The 17,776-nt window shown below is 65.7% G+C and carries 22 protein-coding genes; 5 read left to right on the top strand and 17 right to left on the bottom strand.

Annotation, left to right across the window (positions count from 1 at the left end; genetic code table 11):
- The first annotated feature begins 161 nt into the window (after positions 1-161).
- Complete coding sequence (locus OU994_RS21325) at positions 162-785, top strand: PEP-CTERM sorting domain-containing protein (protein ID WP_281607550.1); 624 nt, start codon at positions 162-164, stop codon at positions 783-785.
- A 131-nt stretch (positions 786-916) separates the two neighbouring features.
- Here OU994_RS21325 and OU994_RS21320 read toward each other — a convergent pair whose 3' ends face one another.
- From OU994_RS21320 to OU994_RS21240, 17 genes are all read right to left on the bottom strand, one after another.
- Positions 917-1,693, bottom strand: a complete 777-nt coding sequence (locus OU994_RS21320) for a glycoside hydrolase family 73 protein (protein WP_281607549.1) — start codon at positions 1,691-1,693, stop codon at positions 917-919.
- Complete coding sequence (gene flgN / locus OU994_RS21315; RefSeq protein ID WP_281607548.1) at positions 1,693-2,151, bottom strand: flagellar export chaperone FlgN; 459 nt, start codon at positions 2,149-2,151, stop codon at positions 1,693-1,695. The genes OU994_RS21320 and flgN overlap by 1 nt, the downstream gene beginning before the upstream one ends.
- Before the next feature lies 1 nt (position 2,152).
- On the bottom strand, positions 2,153-2,455 hold the full coding sequence (gene flgM / locus OU994_RS21310) for a flagellar biosynthesis anti-sigma factor FlgM (protein WP_131145194.1): 303 nt from the start codon (positions 2,453-2,455) through the stop codon (positions 2,153-2,155).
- A 5-nt stretch (positions 2,456-2,460) separates the two neighbouring features.
- Entirely contained in the window at positions 2,461-3,435 is a 975-nt protein-coding gene (locus OU994_RS21305) for a flagellar motor protein MotB (protein ID WP_281607547.1), read from the bottom strand.
- The gene (motA, locus tag OU994_RS21300; protein ID WP_281607546.1) at positions 3,419-4,312 is read right to left on the bottom strand and encodes a flagellar motor stator protein MotA; all 894 of its coding nucleotides are present in this window, start codon (positions 4,310-4,312) and stop codon (positions 3,419-3,421) included. Before motA ends, OU994_RS21305 begins: the two co-directional genes overlap by 17 nt.
- Before the next feature lie 28 nt (positions 4,313-4,340).
- Positions 4,341-5,123, bottom strand: coding sequence for a FliA/WhiG family RNA polymerase sigma factor (locus tag OU994_RS21295; RefSeq protein WP_131145197.1), 783 nt, complete (start codon positions 5,121-5,123; stop codon positions 4,341-4,343).
- A 9-nt stretch (positions 5,124-5,132) separates the two neighbouring features.
- Positions 5,133-5,621, bottom strand: a complete 489-nt coding sequence (fliL, locus tag OU994_RS21290) for a flagellar basal body-associated protein FliL (protein ID WP_281607545.1) — start codon at positions 5,619-5,621, stop codon at positions 5,133-5,135.
- Between the two features lie 7 nt (positions 5,622-5,628).
- A complete protein-coding gene (locus OU994_RS21285; RefSeq protein WP_281607544.1) occupies positions 5,629-6,996 on the bottom strand; it encodes a flagellar hook-length control protein FliK in 1,368 nt (455 codons plus the stop codon).
- Complete coding sequence (locus tag OU994_RS21280; RefSeq protein WP_281607543.1) at positions 6,993-7,304, bottom strand: hypothetical protein; 312 nt, start codon at positions 7,302-7,304, stop codon at positions 6,993-6,995. The genes OU994_RS21285 and OU994_RS21280 overlap by 4 nt, the downstream gene beginning before the upstream one ends.
- Positions 7,297-7,686 (bottom strand): flagellar export chaperone FliS, encoded by a 390-nt coding sequence (gene fliS / locus OU994_RS21275; RefSeq protein WP_131145201.1) that lies wholly within the window; start codon positions 7,684-7,686, stop codon positions 7,297-7,299. The genes OU994_RS21280 and fliS overlap by 8 nt, the downstream gene beginning before the upstream one ends.
- Before the next feature lie 28 nt (positions 7,687-7,714).
- Positions 7,715-9,100 carry a flagellar filament capping protein FliD gene (gene fliD / locus OU994_RS21270; RefSeq protein WP_281607542.1) on the bottom strand — a complete coding sequence of 462 codons (1,386 nt, stop codon included), beginning with the start codon at positions 9,098-9,100 and terminating at the stop codon, positions 7,715-7,717.
- A 96-nt stretch (positions 9,101-9,196) separates the two neighbouring features.
- Positions 9,197-9,631, bottom strand: coding sequence for a flagellar FliJ family protein (locus OU994_RS21265; RefSeq protein WP_131145203.1), 435 nt, complete (start codon positions 9,629-9,631; stop codon positions 9,197-9,199).
- Positions 9,628-10,938: a flagellar protein export ATPase FliI gene (gene fliI, locus OU994_RS21260; protein WP_131145204.1), complete on the bottom strand. Its 1,311-nt coding sequence runs from the start codon at positions 10,936-10,938 to the stop codon at positions 9,628-9,630. The genes OU994_RS21265 and fliI overlap by 4 nt, the downstream gene beginning before the upstream one ends.
- On the bottom strand, positions 10,935-11,630 hold the full coding sequence (fliH, locus tag OU994_RS21255) for a flagellar assembly protein FliH (protein WP_131145205.1): 696 nt from the start codon (positions 11,628-11,630) through the stop codon (positions 10,935-10,937). Before fliH ends, fliI begins: the two co-directional genes overlap by 4 nt.
- Positions 11,627-12,673, bottom strand: coding sequence for a flagellar motor switch protein FliG (locus tag OU994_RS21250; protein ID WP_131145206.1), 1,047 nt, complete (start codon positions 12,671-12,673; stop codon positions 11,627-11,629). The genes fliH and OU994_RS21250 overlap by 4 nt, the downstream gene beginning before the upstream one ends.
- Positions 12,657-14,405 (bottom strand): flagellar basal-body MS-ring/collar protein FliF, encoded by a 1,749-nt coding sequence (gene fliF / locus OU994_RS21245; protein WP_281607541.1) that lies wholly within the window; start codon positions 14,403-14,405, stop codon positions 12,657-12,659. The genes OU994_RS21250 and fliF overlap by 17 nt, the downstream gene beginning before the upstream one ends.
- Positions 14,406-14,462: 57 nt before the next feature.
- Positions 14,463-14,822 (bottom strand): flagellar hook-basal body complex protein FliE, encoded by a 360-nt coding sequence (locus tag OU994_RS21240; RefSeq protein WP_131145208.1) that lies wholly within the window; start codon positions 14,820-14,822, stop codon positions 14,463-14,465.
- 545 nt (positions 14,823-15,367) lie between these two features.
- Here OU994_RS21240 and OU994_RS21235 point away from each other — a divergent pair.
- The 4 genes from OU994_RS21235 (at position 15,368) to fliQ (ending at position 17,769) form a co-directional block, all read left to right on the top strand.
- Positions 15,368-16,240: a FliM/FliN family flagellar motor switch protein gene (locus tag OU994_RS21235; RefSeq protein ID WP_281607540.1), complete on the top strand. Its 873-nt coding sequence runs from the start codon at positions 15,368-15,370 to the stop codon at positions 16,238-16,240.
- Positions 16,241-16,242: 2 nt separating this feature from the next.
- Complete coding sequence (locus OU994_RS21230) at positions 16,243-16,617, top strand: FliM/FliN family flagellar motor switch protein (protein WP_131149000.1); 375 nt, start codon at positions 16,243-16,245, stop codon at positions 16,615-16,617.
- Between the two features lie 137 nt (positions 16,618-16,754).
- The gene (fliP, locus tag OU994_RS21225) at positions 16,755-17,477 is read left to right on the top strand and encodes a flagellar type III secretion system pore protein FliP (protein ID WP_281611684.1); all 723 of its coding nucleotides are present in this window, start codon (positions 16,755-16,757) and stop codon (positions 17,475-17,477) included.
- Positions 17,478-17,496: 19 nt separating this feature from the next.
- Positions 17,497-17,769: a flagellar biosynthesis protein FliQ gene (gene fliQ / locus OU994_RS21220; RefSeq protein WP_131145210.1), complete on the top strand. Its 273-nt coding sequence runs from the start codon at positions 17,497-17,499 to the stop codon at positions 17,767-17,769.
- Positions 17,770-17,776 lie beyond the last annotated feature (7 nt).

Here is a 17,776-nt window from a genome sequence, read left to right as displayed (position 1 = left end):
GTTGAGTAGCAAGAAGATTTTTCCCTATAAAACAACGACTTGCGAGAACATCGACCCGAATTAATTTACTTTATCTCAATGTTCCTCTGCTAGACTTCCCAGGTCTGCCTACCGTGGCATTCCGTGGCCGGCGCTCCGGCACCAACGAGTGGGGAATAAAAATGAAACTTCTAGTACAAAAACTGGCAGCCGCATCGGCCATCCTGGCCTTTGCGTTCAACGCGCACGCCGCGATCGGCAGCGCCAGCGCCGCGGACGTGACGCTCGACGGCCAGGCCGCCGATGCGTTCGCCTATGAGGCGGGCTGGAATCCGCATGCGGGCCCGAACGGCGATACCAGCGGCTTCGGCACGGCGTTCGACGGCACCGGCACGGGAAGCTTCTCGCTGCTCGACAAATACGACCATAGCAGCGAGTTCGCCAATCTCGGCCCGTTGACATTCACGTTCGTCGATGCCACCGGCACGCAGGGACTGTGGACGATCACCAACACGAGCACCACCACCAACATCACGCTCGACCTCGTGTTTGCGATCCACGCCGGCAACCAGGGTGGCGCCTGGCTGTTCGATAACCAGACCGTGCTGGCCGGCCAGAGCTTGCAGGGCGACTGGGAAATCCTCTGGACCGTTGGCCAGGGCCAGGGCAATTCGCCCGACTTCTCCAACCTGACCCTGTTCTCGCGCGACGTGGTCACGACGCCGGTACCGGAGCCGGGCACCTATGCGATGCTGCTGGCCGGCCTGGCGGTCACGGCCGTGGTGCGCCGCCGCCGCAAGAGCTGACCGGTCGACGGATGTGAAAAGGGGGCGGTCCCATCATGGAACCGCCCCCTTTCTCATGGCCGCGCCACAGTCGCGCGCCAGAATTGCTCAAGCCATCGATCAGGCCATCGATCAGGCCATCAAAAAGGCCATCAATACTCCGTGCGCGCGATCCGCGACGCCAGTTTCGACAGTTTCTGCACATAGGCCGGATCGGTGGCGTAGCCGCCGCGCGCCAGGCCGCTGGCGAACGCATGCGCGTCATCGCCGGCATTGAGGGCTTTCTGGTAGCGCGGGTTGGAAGCCAGCAGGTCGGCATAGTCGCGGAACGCGCTGGCCTGGTCCGGGTAGCTGCGGAACTTTTCCACTTTCTTTACGGGCGTTCCGTGTTCGTATTCGGTGGTGACATTGGCGGCCACGTCGCCCTGCCATCCGCTGCCGGCCTTGATGCCGAACAGGTTGTTGCTGTCGGCGGTACCGTTGCGCAGCGGGCGCTGGCCCCAGCCGGACTCGAGCGCAGCGTGGGCCGCCACGATGTCCGGCGACACACCGAGCCTGGCCGCGGCGACTTCCGCATGCGGCCGGATGGTTGCCAGGAATTGCTGCTGGGCGTCGCCATCGATGCCGTTGCCATCGACAGCACCGTTGACTGCGCCGTTGGCCAAGTCCGTGCCGCCGATCGCCTGGGCCGCCAGCCTGGCGCGCAGCGCCGCGCCGTCGGCCGACAGCGGGGTGTCCGGGCTGTCGAAGGACATCCCGCCGCCCTGCGCGATGAAGGTCGCCACGTCGGCCTGCACGGCCTGGAACGCCGGCGAAAAGCCGGTACTGCCGCCGCCGCCGGCAAACGCGGACGGCAGGGCAGGGCGTGCCGAGGTCATGTTCGACACGGTGGCCGCGGTGGCCTGGGTGGGCATGGTCGGGAACGTCATCAGGCGGGTTCGTACGTCTGGTTATCGCCATGCAGCACGCGCTGCATGATCGTGAACTGTTCGGCGAGCAGGTCGCCATTGCGCTTGCTGGCCGCCTTGGCCGCCAGCACCATCTGTTCCAGCGCGCTCCAGTCGGCTTCCAGCCGGGCGCGCGGTTCCGGGCGCAGCAGGGTAAATACCTGCGCCATCGACGGGCTTGCCCCCGTCAGCCGCGTGGCGAACGCGACGCGTTCCACGCGCCGGCTTTCCAGCGTGTCGACCAGCGCGCCGATCTCGGCCGCGAGCTGGCCCAGCCGTTCCTGCTGGTGGCGGATGGCCGCATCGAACTGCTGCTCCAGCAGGTCGAGCAGGGTGCGGTAAGCCGCCATGTCGTCGGCCACGCCCTGCAGCAATTGCGTCATCGCCGCCTGGCGCGTGGCGCCTGTGCTGCCCGCCGAGCCATTCACTGCCGCGGTCACGTCACTGGCCCCCGTGGAAACGTTGGATCATGCCGGCCAGCTTGCCGGCGTTGAATGGCAGCTCGCCCTTGGCGAGCGCGTCGCGCAACATCGCCACCTTGGCATGGTCGAAGTCGGGCATCTCCTTCATCGCCTGCATGGCGGGCTGGAGCACGGAAGACTGCAGCGGCGCGCTGGCCGCCGGGGCGGCTGCCTTGGGCGCCTCCGCCGGGGCCGTGTCGGTAACGGTCTGTACCGGCATCACGCCTGGGGTTCCACTGGAAATTCGCATACGTTGACCTCTTGACTTGGTTTCGATCGCCATGTCCGTTAACCTCCCGCCGGCTGCATCTTGCTGCGCAGCTGCTTCAACTCGGCGGCATCGGGCAGTTCCGTCTCGACGCCCGGAGCGACCGCTTCGGTGTTGCCCGGCATGCCGAACATGCCGGCAATCGCATTGGCCTGGCTGCTCGTCAGGATCAGCAACTCGATGCGGCGGTTGACCCCGGCCCTGGCATGTTTCGTATTGAGGGGAGCACGGTCGGCCATGCCGACCACCTGCAGCACGCTGTCGGCCGGCATGCTGCCGGCAAGCAGTTGAGCCCGCGCGGACATGGCGCGGTTCGACGACAGGTTCCAGTTGGAGAACGCGGCGTGGCTGGTATCTTCGTATTGTAACGAATCCGTGTGGCCGACGATCAGCATCTGGTTCTTCATGCGTGCAAACAAGGGTCCCATTTTACGCAAAAGCGACTGGAACTTGCCGGTGGGCACTGCACTACCGCGCACAAACATGCCTTGCTTGTCGGTATCGTGCAACATGACACGAAGACCATACGGCGTAATCACCGATTCCAGGTTGCTTTTCAGGCCAGCGTCGTGGCTCATCTGCTGCAGCGCCTTGGCCAGCAGGGCCAGGTCATCGCGCGTTTCGTAAGCCACCTTTTCCGGCGCCTGCTGCGGGTTTTGCTGGGTACTCTGTTCTTCGCGGCCTTCCACGTCCGAGTTGCCGGTACGCGGCATCGGGAAACGCTCGATCAGGCTGCCGCGCGGGCCGCCCACCGCTTCCGGCATCACGCCCTTGCCCTGGTCGGTCCGGTTGCCATCGGACTGTGTAAGGATCTGCTCCAGGCTCTCGGTATTGCGCGCCGCCATCAGCCACAGCACCAGGAACAGGCACATCAGGGCCAGGCAGAAGTCCGCGAAGGCCACCTTCCATGCGCCGCCGTGATCGTCGTGCGCATGCTTGCCGCCGCTGCGCTTGACGATGGTGGTTTCATGGTGTTTCTCATGCGGCTTTTGCACGGCCGCCTCCACTTTCGCCACTTTCCATCGCGTTGATCCAGCTTTCCAGCTGGGCAAAGCTCGGCTTGGTATTCAACTGCACCAGGCGCCGGCCGGCGTCGATCGCCAGCAGCGGCGGTTTGCCGGATACGTGCGTGACCAGCACCACCTTCACCGATTCCAGCGCGCCGGCTTCCTCGCTGACCAGCTGCTTGAGCATGTTGCAGATCGGGTCGATCAAGCCATAGCACAGGAAAATGCCGATGAAGGTACCGACCATCGCCGCGCCGACCTTTTCGGCGATCTCGCCTGACGAGGCGCCGCCGCCCACGGTACCCATGGTGATCACGATGCCCAGCACGGCGGCCAGAATGCCGAAGCCCGGCATGGCTTCACCGATCTTGCCCAGCGACTTGGCCGGCTGCGTCAACTCTTCGTGGATCAGTTCCAGTTCCTGCTCCAGCACGCCTTCCAGCTCGTGCGCGTTGATCTTGCCCATGGCCATCAGGCGGAAGTTGTCGACGATGAACGCCAGCAGCTTCGGCTCTTCCAGCACGGAAGGGTAGCGCTGGAAGATCGCGCTGTCCTTCGGTGCCTCGACGTGCGCGTCCAGCGCCTTCAGGCCGCCGGCGGCCAGTTGCAGCAGTTCGTACATCAGCAGCAGCAGCTGGCGCTGGAATTCGGAGTCGTATTTCTTGCGCACGATGATCTTCTTCAGCTGGTGCGCCAGCTCGTGCAGGATGTGGCCGGGATTGCCCAGCACCAGCGCGCCGGCGCCGGCACCGGCGATCACCAGGATCTCGATCGGGTGCCAGATGGCGGCGAAGGTGCCGCCCATCAGGATGTAGCCGCCGAAGACGCTGCCGAAAATAATGATAAGGCCGACAATTTGCTGCATGGTGAATTCCTTTATCTGTGCCGGCGGGTCAACCCTGCAGCACGGCTTTCATCTTGTTCAGGGCCGCCTTGTTCAGCTGGCACACGCGCGCATCCGTCAATTCCAGCACGGCGGCGATTTCCTTGTAGCTGAGCTCGAACTCGTAGTACATCTGCACCACGCGCTGCTCGCGTTCATTCAAGCCGTTCAGGGCCTGTTCCAGGCTGCGCCGGACCATCAGCTGCTCTTCCGGGCTGGGCGCGCTGCCGGCACTGCCTTCGGCGGCGCCTTCCTGCAGCAGGTCGTCGAAGCTGGCCATCACCTCGGCATTTTCATCGAGCTGGTACGCCATGTACTCGTCGGCCGTGATGCCCAGGCCGGCAATGGCTTCCTGCTCGCTGGGTTCGCGGCCCAGCTTGCGGGTGAGGGCGCGCACGCCGTCGCGCAGTTTGTGGCTTTGCTGGCGCACCGCGCGGGGACGCCAGTCCTGGCGGCGCAGCTCGTCGAGGATCGCGCCGCGGATGCGCAGGCTGGCGAAGCTGCCGAAGGCGGCATCCGGTTCGCCATAGCGGCGCAGTGCTTCGAGCAGGCCCATCAGGCCGATCTGCTCCATGTCTTCGCGGTCGATCGCGCCGCCCACCTGCGAGTTCAGCTGGCGCACGATCTTCTTCACCAGCGGTGCATACGACATCAGGTGTTTCTGCTCGGCCGCGGGCGACAGGGCCTGCGCGGCCGCGCGCACTTCGTAGGTTTCGCCATAGCTTTCGCCATAGCCATCGGCATAGCCGCCGCCGTAATTCCCGGCGGAGGATTCGGTTGCTGCATATACCATATCGGCCCCTTACTCCAGGATCAGCTTGCCGATCATGACTTCCTTGAACGGCTGCTCGCGCTCGTCTTTCTCGTACTCGGCCTCGAACGCCTTGTTCAGCGCTTCGGCGTATTCGTCGATCGTCATTGCCTGCGCCTTGTCCATCGGCAGCCCCGACAGCGTGCGCACCGCCACGCTGCGCAGCAGCGGCAGATGTTCCTTGGCTTCCTTTTCCAGCTTGACCGGGGTGGCAACCACGAGGTCGGCCGACAGGTAGTGCGGCACGGCTTCGTTCGGCGAGCGGCGCAGCATGACGATGACCTTGTCGACGGTCAGGTACTTGAGCGGACCGACTTCTTCCTCGTCTTCCTTCTTTTTCTTCTTCTTGGCGGTCTTGTCCTCGCCGTGGGCAGCCTCGGCGGCATCGGCCTTGGGCGCCAGGAACCACACGGCCGCGCCGGCACCGCCGCCGCAGACCAGTGCGACGCCAAGGATGATCATGATGAGTTTCTTGTTCATTTAACGCTTACTCCCGCAGCATCGCGAAGGTGGTGTTGGTATCGTTGCCCTCGTTCAGCGCGCGGCCTGGACCGCGCTGTTCACGCTGCTGTTCTGCTTCCCGCTCGGGCTGGCGGCCGCGGCCTTCGCTGTCTGCCAGCGAGCGCGATGAAGCTTGCGAGACCGTCACGGCCACATCGCCTTGCTGGCGTTGCGACAAATCCTGGCGCATCGAATCGCCCACCGCGTTCAGCTGGCGCACGACTTCGCTGTTGGTGGCCGACATGCTGACATGCAGCGCGCCGGCGGTCTGGCGGATCGAGATCTCGATGCTGCCCAGATTGGGCGGCTCAAGGCGTATAACGGCTTGATCGTTCCCTTTCTGAAGGGTAACTTGTAAACGATCGCCGAGCGCGGCGCGCAGCGGCTGCTGCCACTGCTCCGGCGTGCCCGCCAGCCGGACCGTATCGGCGGGCGCGGCGGCGCCGGCAGCGGGTGCCGCCGCAGCCATTACGCCGCGGAAGCTTGCCTGGCTGTCACCCTGGGGCTGGCCGGACTGGCCTTCAGCGCCAGGCTGGGCCATGCCGTCCTGGCCGGCCAGCACGGCGGCCGGCGCGACGCTGGCCGCCTGTGCCGCATTGCCTTGCGCGGGCGCCACGGTGGGCATCGCAGCCACGGTACGTGCGGCAGCGCTGTCGCGATCGGCCGCGAAGCGGAACGGCATGGCATTCATGCGCAACGCCATCGCGTCGCCGGTCGCCAGCCGCGCCTGCGCCGCCTGGGGCGCCGTGACGGCGGCAGCGGCGGCAGTGATCGCATCGGCGGCAGCCTGGCGCGCACTGTCCGCGCCGGCTGCCGGCAGCGTGACGCCGGCGGCCTGGCCAGGGATCGCGCCGGTCAGGGCGATACCGCGTGCCTGCACCAGTGCGCTGTCGGGCGAGGCCGTGCCCGCGGCCGGCGCGGTGGCCGACCCGGCGGGCGCAATGTTGCGCTCCCGGCCGGCCGGGGCATCGGCGCCATTGGCCACCTGGGCGAGATTGACCGCCATGGCCGCGGCGGCCTGTGCGGGGAGGGCGAACGGCAGTGCCGGCATCATCGCCGCCAGCGGTACTTCCGCGGTGGCCTGCTCGGCAGGGGCTTCGGCGGCGCTGGCCTCCGAGGCGGGCTCGCCAGCGCCGTCAGCGGTCGCGGCCGTGCCGGCGGGCATCGCCAGTGCGGCCGCGTCGAACAGCTGGGCGAACATCATCGGCAGGCCGGCATCCTCGGGCGTGCCGGTCGGCACGCCTTCCACCGTGGCAGGCGTTGCAGCAAAAGCGGCGTCGCCCGAAATAATGGCAGACTGCGCGCCAGGCGCCGCGGCCGCGCCACCCGGCGCGGAAGGGATCGTCATCATCATGCTTGGTTTCCGGCAAAGTCATTGTCGAGGGCATAGGCCAGCCAGCCCTCTTTATGGGTATTCATCTGTTGCAGTTGCTTGCCCAGGTCCGCGCTGGCCGCGCCGACCTTTTGTACCGCCTGCCGATGCTGCTCGCGCAACGCGGCCAGCGCGGCACGCTCGGCGGGCGACCACGGGCCCTGGGCCGCCATCGCCGGCAGGGCCGCCGACAGCTGGATGTTCAGTGCAGCCAGCGCCTTCCATTCGGCGGCGGCGGCCGCCGCGGCGACATCCTGCGCCAGGCGCTGCAGTTGCTGTAGCCTAGCCATGCTTGGCCTGCACGCCGAGCCAGCCCTGCTTGATGGTCGACAGCAGGCCGACCACTTCATCGATGATGGCGGGATCGAGATCGATGCCGGCACGGTACAGACGCGCCGCGCAATAGTCATAAAGACGGCCCAGGTTGGCGACGACTTCGCCGCCATTGTCGAAGTCCAGCGAGCTGGACAGGCCGTTGATGATTTGCGTGCACTTGTCGAGACTGACCGCCTTCTGCTCGTAGCGCCGGCCGGCGATATGGCCGCGCGCGCGCGCCAGCTCTTCCAGCAGGCCATCGGTCAGCACGAGCACCAGTTCGACCGGTGAAGCGCGCGCGGTCTGCGCGTCGAGGTTGGTCGCGTGGTATTCGCCGTAGGCATCGAGATTCATCATGTAGTCACCATTGAGATTTGACGCGGCGTCAATCGTCGTTCGAGAACATCGCGTCGAACATAGAGGTATTGCTATCCATCTGCGCCTGCAGTGTCTGCAGCGTCGTAAACTGGTTCAGGTAGCGGATGTAAGCGGATTCGTATTGCGTGTCGAGCCGGGACTGGCGTTCGAGCAGCGATTCCTGCAGCTGCGAATTGACGTCGCTGCGTTTCGAGATCTGGCCTGAGGTGATATCGGTCCAGCCGCCCAGCAGCTTGTCCAGTTCGCCCATCACGCCGCTCTGCGTACCGATGCCGTTGTTGCCCATGATCTGGTCGAGCGCGCCCGGATTGGCGGCCAGCGCCTTGGTCAGGCGGCCGGAGTCCAGCGACAGCGTGCCGTCGCGGTTGCCGGTGATGCCGAAATTGACCATCGACAGGCCGCCGGACTGCTGGCGCAGCACCGACTGCATGCGTGTCTGCAATGCCTGCAGGCCGGCATCGGCGTGGAACACGCCAGCCGACGTGCCATCCTTCACGCTGCCGGCGTCGGTCAGCGATTTCAGCGTGGTGACGAGCTTGTTCCAGCCATCCACGAAGCCCTGCAGGTTGGCCGTCGTGGCGGCCGTGTCGGTGGCCACCGTGAGGCTGACCGGACTTTCACCCGGCGCCTGCGCCTTGGTGAACGTCATCGACACGCCGTCGACCACGGTGAAGGTGTTCGACGCTTGCTCGATGCGCGTGCCGGTACCCTGTTCGCCCAGGTAGATCACGGCATCCCGGGCCACCGTCAGGTCGGCGCGGTTGGCGGGATCGGCCAGCGCGTCCTGCAGCGCGCCCGCGGGCAGGCCGCTGCCATCGATCGATACCGTGTTGGCGGCGCCCGTCTCGGTCGAGGCCAGCACCAGCTGCTGCACGCCGCCGATCGTCATCGTCGAGGCGGTCACCTTCGAGGTATTGCCGGCGGCGCCATTGATGGCCGTGGCCAGTTCCTTGATCGACAGGACGCCGTCACCGCTCGTGTCCGCCTGGGTCAGGTCGACCGGGAAGGTCGTGCCGCCCACGCTGATGTTGATGGTGCCGGTCTCGCTCATCGGCGTGGTGTCGGAGAGGTTGCTGTACTGCGCCTGGTTTGCCGTGGCCAGCTGCTCGACATAGAACGAGTAGGTGCCGGCGGTGGCCGAAATGCCGGCCGTGGCCGTACCGACGGGCGAGCTGAACGTGGCGGACGTGGCCAGCACCGTCTTCTTCATCGACAGGGTCGACATCGCGCCTTCGAACGTCGACATGGCCGACTTCAGCGACGTCAGCGCCTTGTCGGTGGCCGTGGCCACGTCGTTCTGGGTCGTCAGGATGGACTGGCGGGCCTGGATGGACAGCGTCGCCAGCTGGGTGGCGGTGCTCTTCGGATCGTAGGTAGGTGCGGTCGTTGCCATTTTAGTGCTCCGAGGAAATTATTGAGAGTGTACCTTGGGGAAAGGCGACAGAAAGCCTTTCCTCATGAAATTTATTTCCGTACGGATCTATTTGCCTTATTTTTGGGAACGAAGCCACACTTGCGTTGCCAGGTCGTCATGCACTTTACGTTCCTGCACGGCGCCCTTGCTGGCCAGCGCCTTTTCATTTTTTTCCAGCACCTGGCCCAGCACTTCGCATTTCACATAGGCCTGGTTCAGCGCGCGCTGCGACACCGCCATGTCGGCCTCGTGCATCGTGAGGTCGAGCCGGTGGCTGTCCGCCATCGCCAGCACGGCCTGCTTGTAGTTGCCGCAGTTGGCGGCCAGCGCCAGCGGCAGGCTGCCGGAGGCGCCGCTGTTGGTGGCCAGGCTGTGCAGGCGCTCCAGGTTTTTCTTGTAGCGCTCGGCGGTGGCGACCTTCTCGGCTTGCGCCGCCTGCAGCTTTTCCAGCTGGGTATTACGCAGCGCGACCAGCGAGGTCAGGTTCTGGATCAGCAGGCGGTCGCTCATTTCATCAGTCTTTCAAGTCCTTCGACGCAGCCGGTGTACGGCGCGTCTTCCTTGGTGCCCTGGCACAGGAAGTTTTCGATGTGGGGATTCAGCTGCACCGCGCGGTCCGTCACCGGATCGGCGCCCGGTACGTAGGCGCCCAGCGGGATCAGGTCGCGCACGCGGTCGTGCTTGGCCATGGCCGCCTTCAGTGACCGCGCGGCCAGCATGTGTTCCTTGCTGATGATGCCGTTCATGCAGCGGCTGATCGACTGGCCCACGTCGATCGCCGGGTAGTGGCCACGCTCGGCCAGCGAGCGCGTCAGCACGATGTGGCCGTCCAGGATGGCCCGCGCCGTGTCGACGATCGGGTCCTGCTGGTCGTCGCCTTCCGCCAGCACCGTGTAGATGGCGCTCATCGAGCCGTGCTCGTGCTCGCCGTTGCCGGCCGATTCCACCAGCTGCGGCAGGTTCGAGAACACCGATGGCGGATAACCCTTGGTGGCCGGCGGTTCGCCCAGCGCCAGCGCGACTTCGCGCAGCGCCATCGCATAGCGGGTCAGCGAATCGACCAGCAGCAGCACGTTCTTGCCCTGGTCGCGGTAATGCGCCGCGATCGTATGGCACAGCTCGGTCGCCATCACGCGCATCATCGGCGATTCATCGGCCGGCGCGATCACCAGAACGGCTTTCTTGAGGCCTTCGGCGCCCAGCGACAGGTCGATGAATTCGCGCACTTCGCGCGAGCGCTCGCCGATCAGGCCCACCACCACCACATCGGCCACGGTCTGGCGCGTCATGATCCCCAGCAGCACCGACTTGCCCACGCCGGAGCCGGCCATCAGGCCCACGCGCTGGCCCTTGCCCAGCGTGAGCATGGAATTGATGGCCCGCACGCCCACGTCGAGCGGTTCGTGCACGGGCTTCTTGCGCAGCGGGTTGACGCGTGGCGGATGCATGTCCAGCTCGTGCTCGCCGGTCAGCTTGCCCATGCCGTCGATCGGCTCGCCCAGGCCGTTGACCATGCGGCCCAGCCAGGCCTGGCCGATCTTCAGCGTGGCCTTCTCCTGCTGGGGCAGCACGCGGGCGCCCGTCTGCAGGCCGGTGGCCTTCTTGAACGGCATCAGGTACGACACCTTGTCGCGGAAGCCCACCACCTGGGCATCCAGCCACTGGCCGTCCACCGTTTCGATGCGGGCGCGCTGCCCCGTGTGCAGGGGGCAGCCGACCGCCTCCAGCAACAGGCCGGAGGCACCGACCAGCCGCCCGGTGGGCGTGGCCATCGGTACAGCATCCAGTTCCAGCTTGCGCAGCGCGTCTGCAATCATTCGTCGTTCTCTTCTTCATCGCCGCCATCGGCGGCCTGCAACTGTTTGTCCACCTGGTCCATCACGGCGGCCAGGCGCTGGGTGCAGCCGGCATCGACTTCGTTGTCGCCGGCGCGGATGCGGCATTCGCCCGGGTCCAGGCTGGCATCGGCGATCAGGTTCCACTTCTTGGCGCGCTTCGGGTCCAGTTCCGATACCCGCTTCAGTTCTTCCGGGTTCAGGTAGACGTCGATGTCTTCGCGGGTCGGGGGCATCGATGCCAGCGTCTCGTCGACCAGCGCCATGATCTGCACCGGCTGCAGCGCCAGCTCGGCGCGGATCACCGAACGGGCCACCTTGGCCACCAGGTCCACCACTTCCTTGCGCTGCGCGGCGCGATAGTCGCTGCGCAGTTTCTTCAGGCTTTTCAGCATCGCATCGATGGGGCGGGCCAGGTCGTCCATCGCCACCGCGGTCTCGGCGCGGCCTTCCTCGCGGCCCTGGGCGATGCCCTGCACGCGGCCGGCTTCGAAACCTTCTTCCTGGCCGCGCTGCAGCCCGATCTCGTAGCCGTCGCGCTGGCCCTGTTCGAATCCCTCGCTGATCGATGCCTGCCATGCGGCAGGATCGGGCGTTGCCGTGCCGTCACCACGCGCCGCGGGCGGCGTGTGGTGCGACAGCGGCGGGAAGCGATAAGGGCGGAATTGCTTCATTCGACCACCGTCTCGGCGAACAGCTGTACCTCGACTTCGCCGGCATCGGCCAGGGCCTTGACGGTGGCCATGATTTCCGAGCGGGCCGCCTCGATGCGCGACATCGGCACCGGGCCGGCGCGGCGCATCATGTCCTCGAATGCCTGTGCCTGGCGCTTCGGCATGGTCTTCAGCACGGCGTCGCGGATCGACGGCTCGGCGCCCTTCAGGGCGATCGACCATTGTTCCAGCGGCACTTCCTCGATGAGGCGGGTCAGCACCGCTTCGGTCTGCGTCGCCAGGATCAGGAAGTCGTACATCGACAGTTCGATCTGCTCGACGATCGACGGATCGTGCGCACGCAGCAGTTCCACGACCTGCGCGCGGTTGCCCGGCAGGCGGTTCAGGATCTCGGCCACCTGCTTGACGCCTTCGATGCTGGTGCTCTGCATGTCGAACGAGGCCAGGCAGCGGTCCACCAGTTCATCCAGCTCGGCCAGCAGGTCGCGGTCGATCTCGTCCAGGCGTGCCAGGCTCAGCAGCACCAGGTCGCGGCCTTCGACAGGCAGGCCGTCGATGATCTGGCCGGCCAGCGCCGGCGGCAGGAAGGCCAGGAACACGGCCTGGATGCGCACGTGCTCGTTGGCGATGTAGTCGGCCAGCCACTTCGGCGAGGCCCACTGCAGGCGCGCCATCTTCGGGCGCAGTTCGTCGCCGTAGATATTGTTCAGCACGGTGTTGGCGATGTCGCCGCCCAGCGCCAGGTCCAGCGAGCGCTTCAGGTACTGGCGCGAGGCGCCGTGCACGCCGGACTGCTGGCGGTAGTCGTCGAAGAAGGTCTGGATCGCGCCCTTGACGGATTCGACCTTGATGCCGCTCATGCGCGACATGACTTGCGTGACTTCCAGCAGCTCCTCGCGGGACAGGCAGCGCAGCACGGCCGCCGCCTGTTCCTCGCCGATCGACAGCAGCACGATGGCAGCCTGCTCGACGGGGGAAAGGGTCGCACCTTCGGCAGGTGCCAGATCGTTCAGATTCGCGTTCATGTTATTGAGCTCGGCCATTTTTCTGCATCCACTGTTTGACGACTTCCGCAACACGCTCCGGCTCTTTCTCGGCCAGAACCTTCAGGTGATCGACCATCACGTCGACCGGCGAACCGGCGGGCGGCAGGTCGTAGTTCTCCAGCAGCGGCTGGACGGCGATCGCGCCGGCTTCGCCTGCCGGGATCACGGCGCCGCCAGCCAGGTCCGCGGCCAGGGCGGCCGGGGCGGTGCTGCCTGCCGGCAGTGCTTCCACCGTGCCCGGCAGCACATTCGCTTCGCCGGCCCGGCGTTCGCCGCCGGTGCGGGTGCCGATCGCGGTCGGTACCGGGGCGGCCGGTGCCAGGCTGTTCGTCAGCAGTTTCAGCAGCGGACGCAGGATCAGGAAGTAACCCAGCAGCGCGGCCAGCGCGTAGCTGATCCAGCCACCGATGTCGACGATGTTGTCGCGTTCTTCCCACCACTGCACCGGCGCCGCCTTGGCCGGGAAGCGCATCGCCGACACCACCAGCGTATCGCCACGCTCGTCATTGATGCCCAGGCCGTTGCGCAGCACCTTGTCGATATTGCTCAGCTCGGCGGCGCTCCAGCCCGTTTTCGGGTCGGCGGCGGCGGACTGGGCCAGCACGATCGCCACGTTCTGGCGTTCCAGGCGGCCACGGGCACGTTTCGTCTGCACGATACTGCGATCGTAGGCGTACTGGCGCGTGGTTGCATTCTTGCGGGCCGAGCCATCCGGCTGCTGGGCCGGGGCACCGTCGGCGCCTGGCGCTGCCGGAGCGGCTTCAGCCGGCGGGCGGTTCGACAGCGTGCCCGGCACACCCATCACCATGCGGTTGCGGTCCTGCTCTTCGCGCATCGCTTCGCTGGTGACCTTCGGCGCTTCGCCGAACTTCTCGACCGTTTCCTCGACCTTGTCGTTGTCCACCGTGGCGGTGACGCTGACCTTGAAGTTGTCGTCGCCGACGATCGGGCCCAGCAGGCCGCGGATGTTGTTCTTGATACCGTCCTGGATGTTCTTCTGGCCTTCGTTGCCGGCGGCGTTCGCGTCGAATCCGTCGGACAGGTCGACATGCGAGCTCAGCAGGTTGCCGGCCTGGTCCACCAGGCTGACGCGGGTCGGGTCCAGGCTGGCGACCGAACCGGCCACCATGTTGACCACGGCGGCGATGTGTTCCGGCGACAGCGTGCGGCCCGGCTTCAGGCCGATCACGACGGCGGCGGACGACTTTTCACCGTCCGACGACACGAACGAGGTCGACTTGGCGATCGACAGGTGGACCCGGGCCGAGGCGATCGCATCGAGCGTCATGATGCTTTGCGACAGTTCGCCTTCCAGGCCGCGGCGGAAGCGCACGTCCTGCACGAACTGCGACACGCCCAGCGGATCGTTCTTGTCCATCAGCTCCAGGCCTGCCGGCAGCTGCGCGGTCACGCCTTTCGACGCCAGCAGCATGCGCACCTTGCCCAGTTCCGATTCCGGCACCAGCACCTGGCCGCTGTCCGGGTGGATGCGGTAGGCGATCTGCTCGGCATCGAGCACGGTCATCATGTCGGCCGCGACGACTTTTTCGCGGGCGCCGAAGACGGCCTTGTAGCCGGACTGGTCCTTCCAGAGGAACATCAGCACGATGGCGGTCACGCCGACAGCCAGCATCAGCATCGGGTACAGGTTCTTGACGAGGGCAGGGGGCATGGCGGTGGCGCCATTGCCGCGCCAGCGCCCATAAGCGGACTTAAGGGTGTTGATCACGTCGGGTCTTTCGCGGTGAAGGGTACTGCGGAGAAAGGTGTGGCTGGCGGCGACTGCTTACAGCGGCAGCTTGATGAGCTCGTCGACGGCGCCCATCACTTTGTTGCGAACTTGCATCAGCATCGAGAACGAGAGGCTGGCTTCCTGGCTGGCCATCATGGCGCCTACCAGGTCGTCGCTGCGGCCGGCGTCGACATCGGCCATTTTTTCACCCGCAGCCTTGTCGGCCGCGTTCACGCTGGAGACAGCGCTCATCATTGCGTCGGCGAAACCGCCGGATTGCCCGGCATGGGCGCCGGACTGTGCGTCGAACTGCATGGCCGGCGCAATCGCGCCCGCCTGGCTGGCGAGGTCGGAAGCGGCATTGGTGAGTGCCGCCAGGTCCGCCTTGATCATGCCGCCGATATCATTTGCCATCTGCCATCTCCACTTGAATACAACGTTGAACTTCGTCCTACCGCCGGGGGGGCCGGGGGGACAGCAAGAATTGCTACACATCATCAATTCTTGCTGCCGACTTGCTTGTGGGTATCGGTCGCCAGCGCTGCAACTTGATACTCACAAAGAAAAACTTCCGATTTTCTCGCTCCGCGTTGGCGGAATTAAAAAGCATGGCCGTTTTAAATGGGTCACTCGGTCGTTATTGGCCAGGAACGTTTAGTTGCGCTGCGTTGTTTCTCATGTAAGAAACTTGAAATCGTGGCAAAACTCGTTAAAAATCATGCACTAAGCATCAACCTGATTAACTGCCGCTAATTGCTGAGTAGCAGCATTAATTGACGCCCGACAGAAAGAAGCTTACCGCGTGGCAACAACGCTGTAAAGGCCCATTTCAATCGTGCGCGGTATTGATGCGTGGCAATACGCAACGAATTCGGTTATGCTACGTGCCCTGCACGGACCCTTCGTGGTGTTCGCGCGCATTTGCGCTACGATGTGGCGTGCAGAGGGAAAACAAGACCATGACCACGCTGACCACCACCGCACCGCACCAGGTACTGGATCCGAGCCTGCTGGGCCGCCCGGTTCACCGCCTGCCGCACTTCGCTGCCCAGTTGCGCGACGACCTCGCCGCCGCCCTGCGCCAGCCCGCGAGCCGCCGCTACTGGGGCGCGGCCGAGGTCGAGCAGGTGGGCTTTTCGCAATTGACAGGCAGCGAGCCGCGCACCCGCTGGCAGTACTTCGCCGCGGGCAGTGGCGTGATCGCCTTCGCGATCGAACGGGTGCTCCTGCTGGCCGTGCTGGACCAGCGCTACGGCTCGGCCAAGGCCGGCGCGCCGGCGCCGGCCGCCGACCCGGGCCAAGTGCGCGTGACGGCCACCGAAGAACGGCTGGGCGTTGCGTTGGGGCAACAGCTAGCGCATGTGGTGGGTTCGCGCATCGCCGCCAGCCTGCCCGGCGGCCAGCCGCTGGCCGCGCCGCTGCCGCCCGCCGCGCCCGCCGCCGGCGGCCAGCCGGGCAAGGGCACGTGGCTCATCACGATGAATGTGCGCGCCGGGGAACTGTCAGGCAGGGTATGGTTTGCACTGGATAAGCATTTGATATCGGACGTGCTGCATGGCCTGGCGCCGCAGCGTGAAACAGGCCGGGGCGCCGGCGGACAAGCTCCGAAGCCGGCGGTGCCGCTGGCGCAGCGGCTGCAGGTGACGCTGGCCGGGCAGCTGGTCAGCAAGGAAGTCACGCTGGGCGCGCTGTTCGACCTGCGGATCGGCGACGTGATTCCGGTCAGCCTGGACAGGGCAGACGTGATGCTCGAGGATTCGCGGCTGTACACGGCCGCGGTGACCGAGCACAAGGGAAAACTGTGCCTGACCTCTTTTGAAGACATCGAATGACCATGATGAACGAAAACGGAAACAACGACGCGCTGCTCGACGACACCGAAGAGATGATCATCGAACCGGTGCCCAGCCCGATGGCCGGTGACTTCACCCAGGCGCCGCTCGCGCCGCGCCGCGACCTGCCGCAAATGATGCGCAAGATCCCCGTGACGCTGACCCTGGAAGTGGGATCGGCGCGCATTTCCCTGCAGGACCTGATGAACATCGGCCCGGACAGCGTGGTGGAACTGGACGCGCTGGCCGGCGAGCCGCTGGTCATCAAGGTGAACGGCACCGCGATCGGGCGTGCCGAAGTGGTGGTGGCGGGCGAGAACTACGGCCTGAAGGTGATCGACCTGGACGGGCTCAATCTCGACATGATGACCTCATGATGCGCGCCGGCGCGCTGGAAACCCGCGCTGCCGGCGCCGCACCGGTAACGCCGCGCCGGGCGTTCGCGACGCGGGCCGCCCTGGCGCCTGTCATGAAGACTGCGCAGGTGCTGGTTCCTGCGCTGGGCCTTGCGCTCATGCTGGCGTTCCTGCTGCCCGCGCTGGCCTTCGCCCAGGAAGCGAACACGCCCGACCTGCTGGCCGGCGTGGTGCCCGGCGCGCGCACCGACCTGTCGGTGAAGATGCAGATCCTGGTCGTCATGACCCTGCTGGGCTTGCTGCCCGTGCTGGTCATGATGATGACGAGCTTTACCCGCTTCGTCATCGTGCTGTCGCTGCTGCGTTCGGCGCTGGGCCTGCAGCAGGGCTTGCCGAACCGGATCATCACCGGCATCGCGCTGATCCTGACCCTGCTGGTGATGAAGCCGATCGGGGACCAGGTGTGGCGCGATGCGTTCGTGCCCTACGACCAGGACCGCATCGGCCTGCAGGATGCGCTGCGCATCGCCGAGCAGCCGGTGTCCCGCTTCATGCTGGCCCAGACCAGCAAGGCCGCGCTGCGGCAGATCGCCACGCTGGCCGGCGAACAGAACGTGGCGAACCCGATGCAGCACGGCTTTCCCGTGAAGCTGGCGGCCTTCGTGCTGTCCGAGCTGAAGACGGCGTTCCAGATCGGCTGCATGCTGTTCATTCCATTCCTGATCATCGACCTGGTGGTGTCGTCGGTGCTGATGGCGATGGGCATGATGATGCTGTCGCCGCTGGTGATCTCGTTGCCGTTCAAGCTGCTGCTGTTCGTGCTGGTGGATGGCTGGACGCTGACGGTGAACACCCTCGTCACCAGTATCCAGGCGTATTAGCTAACCGAAAAGTACAACTATGCTGACTCCCGACGTGGCCGTCGACCTGGTGGCCGAGGCCCTGCATATCACGATGGTGCTGGTGCTGGTGCTGGTGGTGCCGGGCCTGGCCGCGGGTCTCGTCGTGGCGCTGTTCCAGGCCGCCACGCAGATCAATGAACAGACGCTGTCGTTCCTGCCGAAGCTGCTGATCACGCTGCTGGCCATCATCATCACCGGGCGCTGGATGGCCGGCTACCTGATGGACTACTGCGTGTCGATCTTCACCCGCGCGGCCACGCTGGTCGGCTGACCCGCCA

The sequence above is a fragment of the Pseudoduganella sp. SL102 genome (assembly GCF_027856995.1).
GTDB classification, from domain to species: Bacteria; Pseudomonadota; Gammaproteobacteria; order Burkholderiales; family Burkholderiaceae_D; genus Rugamonas; species Rugamonas albidiflava.
This window is presented reverse-complemented; position numbering and strand designations above follow the sequence as displayed.

What these genes read in the sequence shown, in the direction of transcription:
- fliI (WP_131145204.1), bottom strand. Translation starts at nt 10,938, where the DNA reads ATGATTGCAGACGCGCTGCGCAAGCTGGAACTGGATGCTGTACCGATG.
- OU994_RS21265 (WP_131145203.1), bottom strand. Translation starts at nt 9,631, where the DNA reads ATGAGCGACCGCCTGCTGATCCAGAACCTGACCTCGCTGGTCGCGCTG.
- OU994_RS21295 (WP_131145197.1), bottom strand. Translation starts at nt 5,123, where the DNA reads ATGGTATATGCAGCAACCGAATCCTCCGCCGGGAATTACGGCGGCGGC.
- fliQ (WP_131145210.1), top strand. Translation starts at nt 17,497, where the DNA reads ATGCTGACTCCCGACGTGGCCGTCGACCTGGTGGCCGAGGCCCTGCAT.
- fliH (WP_131145205.1), bottom strand. Translation starts at nt 11,630, where the DNA reads ATGAAGCAATTCCGCCCTTATCGCTTCCCGCCGCTGTCGCACCACACG.
- fliL (WP_281607545.1), bottom strand. Translation starts at nt 5,621, where the DNA reads ATGAACAAGAAACTCATCATGATCATCCTTGGCGTCGCACTGGTCTGC.
- OU994_RS21235 (WP_281607540.1), top strand. Translation starts at nt 15,368, where the DNA reads ATGACCACGCTGACCACCACCGCACCGCACCAGGTACTGGATCCGAGC.
- motA (WP_281607546.1), bottom strand. Translation starts at nt 4,312, where the DNA reads ATGCAGCAAATTGTCGGCCTTATCATTATTTTCGGCAGCGTCTTCGGC.
- fliD (WP_281607542.1), bottom strand. Translation starts at nt 9,100, where the DNA reads ATGGCAACGACCGCACCTACCTACGATCCGAAGAGCACCGCCACCCAG.
- OU994_RS21250 (WP_131145206.1), bottom strand. Translation starts at nt 12,673, where the DNA reads ATGGCCGAGCTCAATAACATGAACGCGAATCTGAACGATCTGGCACCT.
- OU994_RS21285 (WP_281607544.1), bottom strand. Translation starts at nt 6,996, where the DNA reads ATGATGATGACGATCCCTTCCGCGCCGGGTGGCGCGGCCGCGGCGCCT.
- flgM (WP_131145194.1), bottom strand. Translation starts at nt 2,455, where the DNA reads ATGGCGATCGAAACCAAGTCAAGAGGTCAACGTATGCGAATTTCCAGT.
- OU994_RS21280 (WP_281607543.1), bottom strand. Translation starts at nt 7,304, where the DNA reads ATGGCTAGGCTACAGCAACTGCAGCGCCTGGCGCAGGATGTCGCCGCG.
- fliP (WP_281611684.1), top strand. Translation starts at nt 16,755, where the DNA reads ATGCTGGCGTTCCTGCTGCCCGCGCTGGCCTTCGCCCAGGAAGCGAAC.
- fliS (WP_131145201.1), bottom strand. Translation starts at nt 7,686, where the DNA reads ATGATGAATCTCGATGCCTACGGCGAATACCACGCGACCAACCTCGAC.
- OU994_RS21240 (WP_131145208.1), bottom strand. Translation starts at nt 14,822, where the DNA reads ATGGCAAATGATATCGGCGGCATGATCAAGGCGGACCTGGCGGCACTC.
- OU994_RS21325 (WP_281607550.1), top strand. Translation starts at nt 162, where the DNA reads ATGAAACTTCTAGTACAAAAACTGGCAGCCGCATCGGCCATCCTGGCC.
- OU994_RS21320 (WP_281607549.1), bottom strand. Translation starts at nt 1,693, where the DNA reads ATGACGTTCCCGACCATGCCCACCCAGGCCACCGCGGCCACCGTGTCG.
- OU994_RS21230 (WP_131149000.1), top strand. Translation starts at nt 16,243, where the DNA reads ATGATGAACGAAAACGGAAACAACGACGCGCTGCTCGACGACACCGAA.